Annotated in this window: 11 protein-coding genes and 1 pseudogene; 5 read left to right on the forward strand and 7 right to left on the reverse strand. The window is 58.8% G+C overall.

The window, feature by feature from the left end; translation table 11 throughout:
- Window positions 1-17 precede the first annotated feature (17 nt).
- From QZH45_RS15605 to QZH45_RS15615, 3 genes are all read right to left on the reverse strand, one after another.
- Window positions 18-458 carry a cytochrome c gene (locus tag QZH45_RS15605; RefSeq protein ID WP_080686198.1) on the reverse strand — a complete coding sequence of 147 codons (441 nt, stop codon included), beginning with the start codon at window positions 456-458 and terminating at the stop codon, window positions 18-20.
- Window positions 403-693 (reverse strand): hypothetical protein, encoded by a 291-nt coding sequence (locus tag QZH45_RS15610; protein WP_024777234.1) that lies wholly within the window; start codon window positions 691-693, stop codon window positions 403-405. The genes QZH45_RS15605 and QZH45_RS15610 overlap by 56 nt, the downstream gene beginning before the upstream one ends.
- A gap of 95 nt (window positions 694-788) precedes the next feature.
- On the reverse strand, window positions 789-1,892 hold the full coding sequence (locus QZH45_RS15615; protein ID WP_024777233.1) for a polyamine ABC transporter substrate-binding protein: 1,104 nt from the start codon (window positions 1,890-1,892) through the stop codon (window positions 789-791).
- Window positions 1,893-2,028: 136 nt separating this feature from the next.
- On the opposite strand from QZH45_RS15615, the gene QZH45_RS15620 reads away from it, so the two are divergent.
- Window positions 2,029-2,820 carry a helix-turn-helix transcriptional regulator gene (locus QZH45_RS15620; RefSeq protein ID WP_024777232.1) on the forward strand — a complete coding sequence of 264 codons (792 nt, stop codon included), beginning with the start codon at window positions 2,029-2,031 and terminating at the stop codon, window positions 2,818-2,820.
- A gap of 37 nt (window positions 2,821-2,857) precedes the next feature.
- Here the strand turns inward: QZH45_RS15620 and QZH45_RS15625 are convergent, their stop codons facing one another.
- The 3 genes from QZH45_RS15625 to QZH45_RS15635 form a co-directional block, all read right to left on the reverse strand.
- Window positions 2,858-3,283, reverse strand: a complete 426-nt coding sequence (locus tag QZH45_RS15625; RefSeq protein ID WP_024777231.1) for a potassium channel family protein — start codon at window positions 3,281-3,283, stop codon at window positions 2,858-2,860.
- A 21-nt stretch (window positions 3,284-3,304) separates the two neighbouring features.
- Window positions 3,305-5,140 (reverse strand): ATP-dependent zinc metalloprotease FtsH, encoded by a 1,836-nt coding sequence (gene ftsH / locus QZH45_RS15630; protein WP_069018220.1) that lies wholly within the window; start codon window positions 5,138-5,140, stop codon window positions 3,305-3,307.
- A gap of 89 nt (window positions 5,141-5,229) precedes the next feature.
- Window positions 5,230-5,877, reverse strand: a complete 648-nt coding sequence (locus QZH45_RS15635; RefSeq protein WP_055134968.1) for a BON domain-containing protein — start codon at window positions 5,875-5,877, stop codon at window positions 5,230-5,232.
- Window positions 5,878-6,138: 261 nt separating this feature from the next.
- On the opposite strand from QZH45_RS15635, the gene QZH45_RS15640 reads away from it, so the two are divergent.
- From QZH45_RS15640 to QZH45_RS15650, 3 genes are all read left to right on the forward strand, one after another.
- On the forward strand, window positions 6,139-7,056 hold the full coding sequence (locus tag QZH45_RS15640) for a universal stress protein (protein WP_053193981.1): 918 nt from the start codon (window positions 6,139-6,141) through the stop codon (window positions 7,054-7,056).
- A 235-nt stretch (window positions 7,057-7,291) separates the two neighbouring features.
- Window positions 7,292-7,828, forward strand: coding sequence for a dienelactone hydrolase family protein (locus QZH45_RS15645; RefSeq protein ID WP_050593787.1), 537 nt, complete (start codon window positions 7,292-7,294; stop codon window positions 7,826-7,828).
- Between the two features lie 36 nt (window positions 7,829-7,864).
- Window positions 7,865-9,553, forward strand: coding sequence for an HAD-IIB family hydrolase (locus QZH45_RS15650; protein ID WP_053193983.1), 1,689 nt, complete (start codon window positions 7,865-7,867; stop codon window positions 9,551-9,553).
- 21 nt (window positions 9,554-9,574) lie between these two features.
- Here the strand turns inward: QZH45_RS15650 and QZH45_RS15655 are convergent, their stop codons facing one another.
- Window positions 9,575-10,144: a GNAT family N-acetyltransferase gene (locus tag QZH45_RS15655; protein ID WP_053193985.1), complete on the reverse strand. Its 570-nt coding sequence runs from the start codon at window positions 10,142-10,144 to the stop codon at window positions 9,575-9,577.
- A 247-nt stretch (window positions 10,145-10,391) separates the two neighbouring features.
- Between QZH45_RS15655 and mgtA the strand changes: the two are divergent.
- Window positions 10,392-13,972: pseudogene (gene mgtA / locus QZH45_RS15660) on the forward strand (magnesium-translocating P-type ATPase).

Genomic DNA, 13,972 nt, shown 5'->3' on the forward strand with positions numbered 1-13,972 from the left:
AGGGGGGCCTGGCGAGATCAGCGACTTTTTGAAATCACGCCACTCATGTATTGATTCAAATCCCGCAGGTCTTGAACGCTCCAAGCGTGGGGCGGCAGCTTTACACCATTCTCTCGCAGGGTCTTTGGAATCAGGTTTCCATTGGGACGAAGGATGATCGATGAGACGACTACGCCGGGATAATCATTGAGTCGTTTCTTGAAAGCGGCGCTGGTCAGGTCAGGGGTAGGAGGATTGCTTTTGTTAGCCAAGGGGCCTGTGCCTTTGATGTCAGACCCGTGGCACATGGCGCATCTCTGGAGGTAGAGATTTTTACCGTTAGCGTTGTCCGCCAAGGATAGGGGTGTTTGAGTGAGTGATAAGCACCCTATAAAAAGCGACAAGCCCAGGTGGTTGCCGATTTTACGGGGGAGGGTCGCTATGCTGCCGGCCTGTACCGGAATCACGATCCATGGCATGACGAACGTCCTTTTCAGCCGGGGCAAATTCGGGAAACTCCACCAGCAATGCCTTGTTCCCGCCGATGATGAGTTTTTTCACTACCTGAGAGATGTTCACACGCACCACTCCGGTCGAGATAGAGTACATCGCCCAGGCTTGTTCGGGAGTGCAATGAATGATTTGTTCTTCAATCTCGTTATAGGCTTTGCGCTCGTCCGAGTTCAAGCAGGCTTGGTAATCACCTTGGCACATGATCTTGTTCCTTCCTAAGACCTCTATGACAGTCCCCCTGTAGTGAGGACTGTCCTTCCCTATGTGGTTTTAATTACGCCAGGCAAACCAGTGGTTTAAATGCCGCTCTTCACTTTGGTCCAGACGCGAGTGCGAATTCGTTCCAAGGCCAGGGGCAACGGCTCTAGAGGGACAAGTGAAGCAACTGTTTTCTTGTCTGGATAAATCCAGGGATTGTCACGTAACTGTTGCTCGACAAACTCAGTGGCGTCTCCGTTGGCGTTGGGATACAGCGTGTGATTTGAAGTCTTTGCGATGATTTCTGGGCGTAGCATGTAGTTGATAAACGCCATGCCTTCCTTCGGATGGGGAGCGTCTTTCAATAAGACCAGATTTTCCGACCAGACCAGTGCTCCCTCGCGAGGGAGGCTGTAGGCGATCTTGCGCCCGGTTTGGTTTTTCTCGTTGATGGCCTGGGCAGCCAGAGCACCATTGGCCCATCCCACTACCGCACAGATATTGCCGTCGGCGAGGTCAGCGTCAATTCGGGATGAATCGAAATAGAGCACGTAAGGACGGATTTTCAACAGCAGCGCCTGGGCCTTCTTGTAGTCATCCGGATTCTTGCTGTTGCTCGGCAGCCCCAGATAATGCAAAGCAATCGAAATGATTTCGCTGGGTGAATCGAGCATCGCCACGCCACAGGACTTCAGTTTACTGATGTTCTCTTCTTTGAATATCAGGTCCCAGCTGTCGACTGGAGCATCATCGCCCAGTGCGGCCTTGACTTTATCGACGTCATAGCCGATGCCAGTGGTGCCCCAAAGATAGGGTACGGCGTAACGATTGCCAGGATCATTGACGGCAAGTTGAGACAAGATGTCCGAATCGACATGGGATAAATTGCCCAGCTGTTTGCGATCCAGCGGCTGGAGCACCCCGGCCTTGATCAGACTTGGCAAGACATTGGATGTGGCGACAACCACGTCATATCCCGTGCGGCCAGCCATCACCTTGCTCTGCATGATTTCGGCACTGTCGAATGCATCCATATGGAAGCGGATGCCGGTTTCCTGTTCGAACTCCTTCGGGGTCTGCGGGGCGATAAACCCAAACCAGTTGTACAGATTCATGCCGGGTTCCACAGCCCCCACCGAGCTGCTTATCCCGATACAAAGAAGCGAGGCTGAAAATATGCTGCGCAGGCGCGACTTGCTCATACAGCTATCCTTGTCAAGAGGAGGGCCCTCATGACCCTCGTAACTCGGTAGCGAATATACCGGGCATTGACGAAGAGTAAATACCTACGAATACTTACCCGCGCCCGACGAATCTCTAACCCAAAAGGGGTAGAAAATGCCTCTCGACCTCCATAGCCTGGCTTGGCATCGATCGATTGGACAATTGATCATGCGACTGAACCGTCCAGAATTCTGGAGCTCACTTGTTCGTTTGTTGAATGAATACGTGCAGGTCGATAACTGGGTTGTACTGATTTTTAGCAATCACCAAGTGCAAGTTGTCAGCCTTCCTGAAGTGGCCGATACAGAAGAAGTCGATGCGTTTATCCATCGCTATGTGAAGGGTCTTTACATGTTGGATCCGTTCTACATAGCAGATCGAGAGAACCCTCAAAGCGGCTTCTTTCATATGCTCGATGTCGCACCTGAGCACTTTCTCGAGACAGAGTATTACCATCAATATTTTGAACAGTATATTTCGGTGGATGAGGCGCAATACAACGTCAGACTCGATGCTGAAAGAACCTTGTGCGTTTCTTTTGGAAGTCATATCCGCTTCAGTCAGGAGCAGATAACCACGCTTGATCTTATCAAGCCCTGGGTGACGGCACTCATGCATCAGCGCATGAATTTCGAGGTTGACGTCGCGAAGGATTTTACCGCGCCAGCCCCATGGCCGGAGACAATGTCCCCACTCGGCACGCCGTTGACGACGCGGGAGAATGATGTGCTCAAATTATTGCTGAGCGGTTTTTCCAATAAGGAAGTCGCGGGTAAGCTTTCCCTGTCAGCCGAAACGATAAAAGTGCACCGTCGCAATATCTACTCGAAATTGAATATCAAGTCACAGTCCGAGTTGTTTGCTCGCTTCTTTACGTCGAAGCAGGATGCTCTTACGTCGAGTTGAACCTGCGGACTGCTCCAAAGGTGGCTCTTACAAGGCGCTACCTTTTCTTCCAGTACTTCTGCATTTCGAGAAACAGAAAGGACGCCGTCCAGGTGATCAGCACCAGACCGGTCAGCGCTTGTAGGCCGGTCAGGTACTTGAGGTCGCCCACGGGGGTGATGTCGCCGAAACCGATGGTGGTATAGGTCGTGAAGGAAAAGTACACGCAGTCCATGAACGAGCCATTGAACTGGCCGGAGAGGTTGCCCCACTCGCCATCACGAGTCATCAGGTAATACGTCAGGGCGAAGCACCAGACTTCGATCGCGTGAGCCAGCAGAGCACCCAAAACTCCGATGACCATCCTGAAGCGGCTCCAGACCTTCAGCCGTGGCAGCCAATCGTTCAGACGCAACAGGCATTCGTAATGAATGACCACCGCGATGGTCACCACCAGCATGTTGATCAGCGTGACGGTCAGCATGGTGAGCCTCGGCAGGTTTTTTCAGGGCGCTGCCAAAATCGCGGCAACCGCAACCGGTGCAAGTGGCAACAGCGCGGGGAAGTCCTCTGGGGTCAGGCTTTCCTTTTCCATCAACAGTCGCGCGCCGGCCTCCAGGTCGGCGCGATGCGCCTGGAGCAAGGTCTTGGCCCGTGCGTAGGCTTCGTCGAGCAGGGCACGTATACACAAGTCGACCTCCCGGGCGGTCTGTTCCGAATAATCTTTCTGCCCCGGGGCCTGCATTTGCTCGCCCAGGTAGCTCAGGCTTTGTCGCTCCAGCACCGACTGTCCCAGCTCGGCGCTCATGCCGAAGCGGGTGATCAGCTGCCGGGCGATATCAGTCGCGCGGGCCAGGTCGTCGGCTGCCCCGGTGGAGATCTGGCCATAGATCAGAGACTCGGCGGCGCGGCCGGCCATCAACACGGCGATGCGGTCCTTGAGCATCTGGCAACTGATCAGGAAGTGGTCTTCCGTCGGACGCTGCAGGGTGTACCCCAGGGAGCCAATGGCACGCGGTACGATGGAGACCTTATGTACCGGGTCCATGGCCGGCAGGTGAGTTGCCGCCAGGGCGTGCCCCATCTCGTGGTACGCCACCACCTGGCGTTCTTCGGGGCGCAGCACGCTGCTCTTGCGTTCGAGGCCGGCGACCAAGCGTTCCACGGCTGCGGTGAAATCGTCCAGGCTGACCGTGTCGGCACCACGGCGGGTCGCGACAATCGCCGCTTCGTTGACCAGGTTCGCCAGGTCTGCGCCGGTGAAACCGGTGGTGATCTCGGCAATGCGTGCGCTGTCGAGAGTCGGCTCCACGGTGATTTTTTGCAGGTGCACGCTGAGAATCGCCTGCCGGCCCTTACGATCCGGACGATCGATCAACACCTGACGGTCGATCCGGCCAGCGCGCAGCAGTGCCGGGTCGAGAATTTCCGGGCGGTTGGTGGCGGCCAGCAGCACCACGCCCTCGCGTGGGTCGAAGCCGTCCAGTTCCGCCAGAAGCTGGTTGAGGGTCTGTTCCTTCTCGTCATTGCCACCCAATACGCCAACGCCGCGCATCTTGCCCAGAGCATCCAGTTCATCGATGAAAATGATGCAAGGCGCGGCCTCGCGGGCCTGTTCGAACAGATCATGGACTCGCGCAGCGCCGACGCCGACGAACATTTCGACGAATTCCGAGCCAGAGATCGAGAAGAACGGTACCCCGGCTTCGCCTGCGATGGCTTTGGCCACCAGGGTCTTGCCGGTGCCCGGCGGTCCGACCAGTAATGTGCCTTTGGGAATGTGCGCCCCCAGCCGTGCGTACTTGGCCTTGTCCTTGAGGAACGAGACGATCTCCACCAGCTCGGCCTTGGCTTCATCGATGCCGGCGACATCGGCGAAGGTGATGCCGGTGTCCCGTTGAACAAATACCTTGGCCCGGGACTTGCCGATGTTCATCAGCCCGCCCAGGCCCTGCTTTTGCGCGACGCCGCGGAACAGGAAGTGCCAGGCCACCATGATCAGGATGAAGGGCAACAGCCAGCCCAGCAGGCCGCTCAAAAAGCCATTGTCATTGACGCCGGTGAAGCTGGCACCCGACTGCGCCAGGTTCGTGGCCAACGCGGGATCGACCCGTACTGTCGAGAACAGCGTGTGACCGTCGATCGGCACTTGCAGCTTGCCCCTGATCTGGTCTTTCTCGACCAGCAGGTCGCTGACTTTCTGTTCGTTCAACAGTTGCAGAAACTGGCTATAGGGGATGGTTTGCACTACCCGATGTTCCGCCCACAGAAACTGTGCAGCTGCGAACACGACAAACGCGGTCAGAAAGTAAGACAGGTTCCATTGATGGTTCTTTTTCATGACCTTGACTCACAAGAAGGTGCGCACCGCGAGTGCAGTCTCTGAATGCCCCCGGTTCGCCGGCCGATGTCCTGGGGCATGCCTCACTTTCAGGCCAGCAGCAGGTGATCTTCCACCCGCATGACTCCCGGCACCGACCAGGCGGCCCGCTCTATGAGTTTGCGCTGACGCCACAGGTGGACCTTGCCGTCGAGCCTGACCACATCACCGTCGACTTTGATGTGTATATCCCTGGCGTCCACTTCGGCACTGCGTTTGAGCGCTTCTTCAATCCGTTTGTGGATATCGACGATGTCCACCCGCGGGCTCAGGGTCAGCCGATTATTGACTCCAAGCACGCCGGACAGCTTGCGTACCATCTTCTCCACGGTTTCCTTCTGGTACTGCCAGTCGACTTCTCCTTCAAGTGTGATCCAACCGTTCTGAACGATGACTTTAACGGCGTTGGGCGGGACGTCGGCGCTCCAGCTGATGATTTTCAGGGCGCGGTTGGCGATGGTGTCGTCCGCTGTGCCAGCACCTTTGTGCAGTCTGACTTCGATTTCCTCGGCCACGGCGCGAACGCCTTTGACCGCTTTTACCGCGCGCTCGGCGCTGATTTTCTGATCGTAGCTACCGACATGTCCGGTCAGTGTGACAACGCCGTTTTCCACCGCGACACCGATGTTGGCTGCATCGATCTGGGGCAGGAATTCAAGTTCTTCCAAAATGGCCTTACGCAAGCTCAAGTCGCTCATGATGGTGTCCTCAGTCGAATTCGTGGCTCATGACGGGCCGTGAGTGGCCAGTGAATGGTTTCTACACCCGAGCCACGGAAAATCATTGAGGTATATCAACAAGGCCCGAGTGATTCGGTCATTGGGTTGGAGCATGCCATTAGTTGACAAAAATCAGAGCGTACGCAGGGCAGCGCCAGATACTTGAACGACGGTTTTCAGTCGTAAAGCAGGGAAGTCGCGTTGTATTCAGGGGCGCATGCACCCAGGTCGAGGTCTCTAATGTTGTCACTCAAACGTATTTTGTTGATTGCGCCTTCAGAGATGATACGCACCCCTGCCTTTGACCGGGGCCAGGCACTGGCCAGTGCCACTGGTGCGCTGTTGCATATTGTGGCGTTTGACTACGTCACCCCGCTCGCATTGGCCGGGCTGCTCGACCATGAGGCGATGGCCCAGGCCAGGGAAGGCTATCTACAGATCCATCGCCACTGGCTGGAGCAGCAAGTTCGCTTTCAACGGCGCGCGGGGCTGGAGATCAGCTATGAAGTGGTGTGGGCAAAACCCAGCCCGGCGCATGTGCTGGCGTATGTGAACGACTTTAACGCCGACCTGGTGGTCAAGGACGTTCAGCATGTTTCGGCCCTTGACCGGACCTTCCATCAACCCCTGGATTGGCTGCTTTTACGCGATTGTCCGGCCTGTCTGCACCTGGTCACCGACGCCCAACATGCAAAGCCGTTGAAAGTACTCGCCGCCGTGGACCTGTCGCATCTGGAAGAACTGACCTACGGCCTGAATGAGCGCGTGCTTGAATTGGCGTCGACATTGGCACAGGCGTGCGACGCGCAATTGCATCTGCTGAATGTCAGCAACTGGTCGGTGATGGGCGATCCCCCAATGAGTGTGCCGACCCTGAGCCTGGAGAGTAATTTGAGCGATGCGGTCCATGACGCCCAGGCTGAAGCCTTCGACGCTCTCGCCGAGCGCTACGGCATCGAGCAGGCGCGCCAGCATGTATTGACCGGCATTCCTCACAAAGTGATCAGCCTGTTCGCCCGGCACAATGGGTTTGACGTGGTTGTGCTGGGCACGGCCTATTGCGACAGGCTCGACCGGATGATTGGCAACACCGCAGAGAGCGTGCTGAACCGCACCTCATGCAGTTTGATGATGGTCAAACCCCTTGCCCTGGCTTGACTGAAACCGCTGACCCCATGGCATCTCGGGGAGACAACCCAGGGGCGTGACATTTATTTGGGGTAGCGGGTACGGGCACCGGCAGTAGATACCTGCTGGAGGCAATCGAGCCGTCTGCAAACTGATTACCCCGCATTGGGTGCCGCAGCAATTGGCGCACGGGGTTTTCGATGTCGCGCGTACTTGATTTTTATCAATCGCTGCCTGCGGAAAAACGAGCAACGTGCCAAGCAGTATGGCTGGTGATTTGCGGTTGCCCAAAGGTGCGGAATGCCTGGTCATCCTGGTCCATGGCAGTGGGGGCGGTCATTCGAACCCTCGCAACCAGTTCATTGCCGACTATCTGTCGCGCCATGGGATGGGCACGCTGGTGGTTGACCTGCTGACCAGAACAGAGCAGCGCTGGGATAACCTGACGTTGGTCGCCGCCGCTCACAGCGGCAGTGTGCGGGCGGTGGTCAGTCGGGGAGGGCGCACCGATCTTGCCGCCGAGGCATTGTCCCGGGTCAGTGCGCCGACCTTGCAGGTGGTGGGTTCGGAAGATCCGATGACACTGCGCCTGAATGTGCGGACCGGCCAGACGCTGCACTGCATGCAACGTCTGGAGGTGGTCAACGGTGCCACGCATCTTTTCAAAGAACCCGGCGCGCTTGCCGACGTCGCAAGACTGACCGCGGATTGGTTCGAAATGTACTTGCACAAAGTGCCTTTGCCCACCGGGCCACTGCACAGAATGAACGGCAAGACCTCAACCTCATCGAGTATCGGTTGACGGGGCCTGCACCACCGAACCCGTCATGGAGCAATCATGCATTTCCTAGCCTTGGCGGTGGACTATGACGGCACTATTGCCGAGAGCGGCAATGTTCCGGAGCAAGTCTGCACAGCGCTGGCCACCCTCAGGGACAGTGGTCGCAAGCTGTTGCTGATTACCGGCAGGGAGCTGCAAGCGCTCAAGCATCATTTTGACCGTTTGGATCTGTTCGACCTGGTGGTCGCGGAAAACGGAGCGCTCCTGTATGACCCGCGCACCGATACAGAGGAGCTCATCGCCGATTCGGCCTCGACTGAACTGGTACAGCGCCTGCGCGAAAAAGGCGTTTCGCCCTTATCGGTCGGCAGGTCTGTCATCGCCACCTGGCATCCGTTCGAGGGCGCGGTGATCACCTCGATACGCGAACTCGGCCTAGAGCTGCAGATGACCTTCAACAAAGATGCGGTCATGGTCTTGCCGTCGGGGGTTAACAAGGCCTCGGGCCTGAGCGCGGCGTTGCTGAGACTGGGGATCTGTGAATTGAACGTGGTCGGTGTGGGCGATGCTGAAAATGACCATGCGTTTCTGGCGATCTGCGGCTGTTCGGCGGCGGTGAACAACGCCATTGAGTCGATCAAGGCCCAGGCGGATATCTGCCTGCGCAATGATCACGGGCAAGGTGTCTGCGAATTGATCGACATGCTCCTGGAAAAGGACGCGGCGCTGGTTCCGGTCGAGCGTATAGGCATGGAACTGGGGCAGACCGCCGATGCACGCAAGGTCTGGCTGGCGCCGGAGTCGGTGATGCTGGTCATCGGCAATTCCGGCTCCGGCAAGTCGAGCTATGTGACCTGGCTGACCGAGCGCATGGTTGAGGCGCGCCAGGGATTTTGCATCATTGATCCCGAAGGCGATTACCTGTCCCTGGACGGTGCGGTAACCGTGGGTGGCCTGACCGTTCCGCCGACCACCGAAGAGTCATTGCATCACCTGTTGCTGGCACGGCTCAACGTCGTGGTGAGCACCTTGGCCCTGGACCCGCCGGCCCGGGTGCAACTGTTCGGCGAGTTGCTGCCTTTTATCCAGCAGCTACGCAGCACCTCGGGCCGGCCCTACTGGCTGGTGGTGGACGAGGCTCATTACATGTTGCCCCACTGTGCCGCCTGGCCCGCGGGGTTTCTGGCCAATATGGGAGCGGTCATCGTGGCCCTGGATTTCGATCAGGTCTGCCCGTCCTTGTTGGAGGCGGTTGATGTACTGGTGACGTTGGGCAGTACCGCCCGGGAGCTGGTCCAACGTTATGCCCAACACACGCAGCGCAGCAGCCCGGAGTTTGCGCCGCGCACCTCAGCGCCTGAATACTGCTTTCTCTGGGAGCTGCGCAAAGGTAATGAAGTGGTGCAGATGACCCCGCAGCAACCCCAGCAGAAACATCATCGCCACAGCGGCAAATATGCGGTGGGGGATGTGGGGGACTGGCATGCGTTCTACTTTCCAAGCCTTGACCAACGCGCATCGAACCTGGCTGAGTTTTTATCTTCGCTGGCGCGCCTGGACGATGGCGCCTTCTGCCAACACCGCGAGGCCGGAGATTTTTCCAACTGGTTTCGCGAGGTGATCCGCGACGACGTGCTGGCCAACGAAACCCATCTGCTGGAAACCGACGCCTCGGTGGCGTCCCAGGATGCCTTGGCTCGGATCGCGCGCCTGGTACAAGCGCGCTACCACCTGGAACACCGATGAAAAGTCGGGCAACTTACCCGATTAGAGCTCCAGTTCGTGAACAATGCGATCAAAGTCCCGGTCCAGGTAAGTCGAGGTAAAGCCAAATTGTTTGTACAACCCATGTACCGGGTAATCAGTCGACAGGTTCGTCGAGCACATTTTGCGATACCCCTTGCGCTTGGCTGCATCTATCAGATGCCCGAGCAATAAACGGCCCAGGCCCTTGCGTAGCCAGGGTTCGGCAACGGCGACAGCGCAACCGCAGTGTTCGGGATTATCCTCGGCACGCCTGTAGTGGCTGACGCCGATGACCTGCAACTCGCCCTCATGGTGGATCAGTGCCAGGTAACCTCGGCTGAACATCTCGGACTCACTCAGCAGTGTATCGATGGCGTGCCCATCGACATGGTGCACCGCCCCCAGAAAGCGCAAGCGCAACGACAGAGGAGACAGACGCTGGAAAAAAAGCAGCAGGCGCGCATGATCATCGGTCGACAGCGGACGAATGAGCACATGGGTTCCGTCGTTCAGTTTCTCCAGCCAGTGCTCTGCGGGCGATGCTTTATCCATCTCGGCAATGAGAGCAGCAGTGTGTTGATTAGCTAGCATGGTGGACTCCAGCGCACAGTGAGGTCGAACAACGACCGGGACCACATTGAGGGTTTGGCGGCGCAAACGTATTGATCAAAGTCAGAAAGCGCGCTGCGGACCCGCAAAGCCCGTCGCGTGACATTCAGCGGCACATGCTCCACCCGCACATCCGAGCCACTGCCGTTCGCGGTTTGACCTGGATCAAACGCAGCCATCCGTACCGCGCCAGAATCAGGCACTCTGCTGATTCGTTCAGGGGCACGGCATGCCTGTCAGATCGCCCACTTCAGGTGTCATTGATTCGCCTGTGTTTGAAGAAGAGCCCCCCTATAGCCGCTCCGCGCTGTGGCTAACCTGGCTGCTGGGGGCCGCGATGTTTGCAGCCGTGGTCGGCGTGGCCCTGCGATTCACCGACGTCGAATCGTTCACACGCCTGCTGGCCCGGGCAGAGCCGTTATGGCTGGTCACCGCGCTGGCTCTGCAGGGGTTGACGTATATCGCCCAAGGCCAGGTCTTTCGGGTCGTGCTCAAGGCCGGGGCGCAATCGCTTTCACTCTGGGACGCGGGCAGACTCAGTGTGATGAAGCTGTTTGTCGATCAAGCGCTACCGTCCTCGGGTATCAGCGGAGCCTTCGCGGTCGTGGCCTCCTTCGTCCGCCTCGGGTTCGCAAAACCGGTGGTACTGGCAAGCCTGGTGCTGGACTTGTCCGGGTATTTTCTGGCGTATGCAGTGTCAGTCGGCGTGGCATTGCCGGTGGTGATCCTTCAGGGCCATGCCACACCGACGGTCATGACGGCGTGCCTGCTCTTCGTCAGCGTGAGTCTGCTGCTGGCAGTCGTCATGCCTCGACTGACGGGCAACCCGCGCCTGGTGGCGCATCTTCCGGGGCAGCGCTTCTCGATTGTCGCCAGAGTCGTGTCATTGCTCACGGGCGCGGACAAAGACCTGGCTCGCAGCCCGGCTCTGCTCTGGCGCATTACCCTCCTGGAGCTGATGATCATTGTGCTGGATAGCGCGACATTGTGGGTTCTGGTCCGGGCGCTGGGTGTCTCGGCACCGCCGTTGGGGTTGTTTGCCGGCTTTATGCTGGCCAGTGTGCTGCGCAGTATCGGCATCGTGCCCGGTGGGCTCGGTGCCTTCGAAGCAGCGGCGGTGGTGACATTGCATTGGATCGGGGTGAACGTTGCAGTGGCACTTTCCGCCACTTTGTTGTTTCGCGGGTTGACCTTCTGGTTACCGATGCTGCCCGGCCTTTGGCTGGCCCATCGCGAATGGCGCTCCACCGCCAGGCAACCGGAGCGCTTGGCTACCACCGATTACTGGAGCCCGGCGCTTAACCAGGTGTTCTGCAACGTCCACAGCAGTCCGCAAGGGTTGAGCCAGGCCGAGGCCCGTGCGCGCATGCGTAGCGCGCCGGCCCGGCCCAAGGACCGCCCGCGCGGTCTGGCCAGGCTGGTGCTGGAGCAAATGCGCACGCCCCTGGTGCTGATCCTGATTGTGGGCGCGCTGGTGGCCGTGTCGGTGGGGGACTGGCTGGATGCGGCGATTGTCGGCTGCATTGTGCTCATCAGCGCGGTACTCAGCGCCTGGTATGAAAATCGCGCGAGCACGGCGGTGGAGCAATTGCGCAGCAAGATCGCACTGCGCGCCACGGTACGTCGCGACGGCAAGCCCCTGGATATTGCCGCCAGCGAGGTGGTGCCGGGGGATATCCTGTTGCTCAGCGCCGGCAGCCTGATCGCGGCCGATGGCCGGATTCTGCAGGCCCTCGATTGCTTCATCGGCGAGGGTCTGCTTACTGGCGAAACCTTCCCGGTAGAGAAATTACCGGGCGTTTGCACACCTGAGGCCACCCTCGGCCAACGGCACAACTGTGTATTCATGGGCACCTCGGTGCGCAGCGGGACCGCCGAGGTGCTGGTCACCCGCTACGCCTCGGACAGTGAAATCGGGCGCATTGCCAAGACCCTGACGCTGCGCCCGCCCGAGACCGAGTTCGAGCGCGGCCTGCGACGCTTTGGCGGGTTGCTGCTGCGGGTGATGCTGGTGATCACGATTGTGGGTTCGGCATCAATATCCTGTTGCATCGTCCCGCCCTCGATACCTTGTTGTTTGCCATCGCGCTGTCCATCGGGCTGTCGCCGGAGCTGCTGCCGGCGATCCTGAGCATCACCCTGGCCAAAGGTGCGCAACGCATGGCGGGCAAAGGCGTGATCGTGCGTCATCTCAATGCCATCGAAAACCTGGGGGCGATGGACATCCTGTGTACCGACAAGACCGGTACGCTGACCCGGGGTGTCGTCGTGCTGGACGGCGCCATGGACGTAGAGGGCAATGGCGATGCCACTGTCCTGCAGCTGGCGGTATTCAATGCCAGTCTGCAGACCGGCATGCGCAACGCGATGGATGATGCGATCACCCTGGCTGGCAAAACCCTGGCACCCTGTCCCGGGGCGAACAAACGCGATGAAGTACCGTATGACTTCGTCCGCAAGCGCTTGAGCGTGGTGGTCGCGAATGCACCGGAGGCCGTGAGGCTGATGGTGACCAAAGGGGCGCTGGACAACGTGCTTGAGGTCTGCACCCATGTGCGCCGTGGTGAACAATTGTTGGCGCTGACCGCGACCGAGCGGGCCGCGATCACGCAGCGTTTCGCCGACTGGAGCGAGCAGGGGTTCAGGGTTCTGGGCCTGGCCACGCGTGTCTTGCCGGACCTTCCGCACTATGGTCGGGACGAAGAAAAAGACATGACCTTTCGCGGTTTTCTCCTGTTCTTCGATCCGCCGGAGCCGGGTGTCAAAGACACCCTTGCCAGCCTTGACCGCCTCGGCGTGCAGGTGAAGATCATCAGCGGCGACAGCCATCTGGTCGCCCGGCATGTCGGCCAGGCCGTGGGCCTGCCGGTGGAGCGGATCATCACCGGCGCCGAGCTCAGCGCCATGAAAGATGAGGCATTGATGCACTTGGCGCCGCTGACGACGCTTTTCACCGAGGTCGACCCCAACCAGAAAGAACGCATCATCCGCGCCCTGCAAAAGACCGGGCATGTCGTTGGTTATATGGGGGACGGCATCAATGATGCTCCGGCGCTGCAGGTGGCCGATATCGGTATTTCCGTGGATAACGCCGCCGATGTGGCCAAGCAGGCCGCCGACTTCGTACTGCTGGAGCACAACCTCGACGTGTTGCGCGAAGGCATCGAGGAGGGCCGGCATACGTTTGCCAATACCCTGAAGTACATTTCCATCGTCTCCAGTGCCAATTTCGGCAACATGATCAGCATGGCTCTCGCGTCCCTGGTCTTGCCCTTCCTGCCGATGCTGGCCAAGCAGATCCTGCTCAACAACTTCCTCTCTGACATCCCCTCCATGGGTATCGCCAGCGACAACGTCGACCGCGAATGGGAAAACACCCCTCATCGCTGGAACATCAGTGACATCCGCAGCTTCATGGTGGTGTTCGGACTGGTCAGCTCACTGTTCGATGTATTGACCTTCGCGGCGCTGTACCTGTTGGCGGAAAAGGGTCCCGAAGTCTTTCGCAGTGGCTGGTTCGTCGAGTCGCTGTTGACCCAACTATTGACGATTTTCATCGTGCGCACCTACCGCCCGTTCTACCAGAGCCGGCCGGCGACGCTGTTGCTGTCGAGTGCCGCTGCCATCGGTGCGTTGGCCGTCGGGCTGCCTTACAGCCCGAAAGCGCCGTGGTTTGGCCTGGTACCCTTGCCCTTGCCGATCCTGCTGACGGTGCTGGAAATCAGCGGGGTGTACATGGCGGCGGCTGAAGGAGTGAAGCGGCTCTTCTACCGCCACCAACGTTTGAGCCGCGCTCGCGGTATGCCATAG

The organism is Pseudomonas corrugata, from assembly GCF_050920615.1.
Lineage (GTDB): Bacteria > Pseudomonadota > Gammaproteobacteria > Pseudomonadales > Pseudomonadaceae > Aquipseudomonas > Aquipseudomonas corrugata.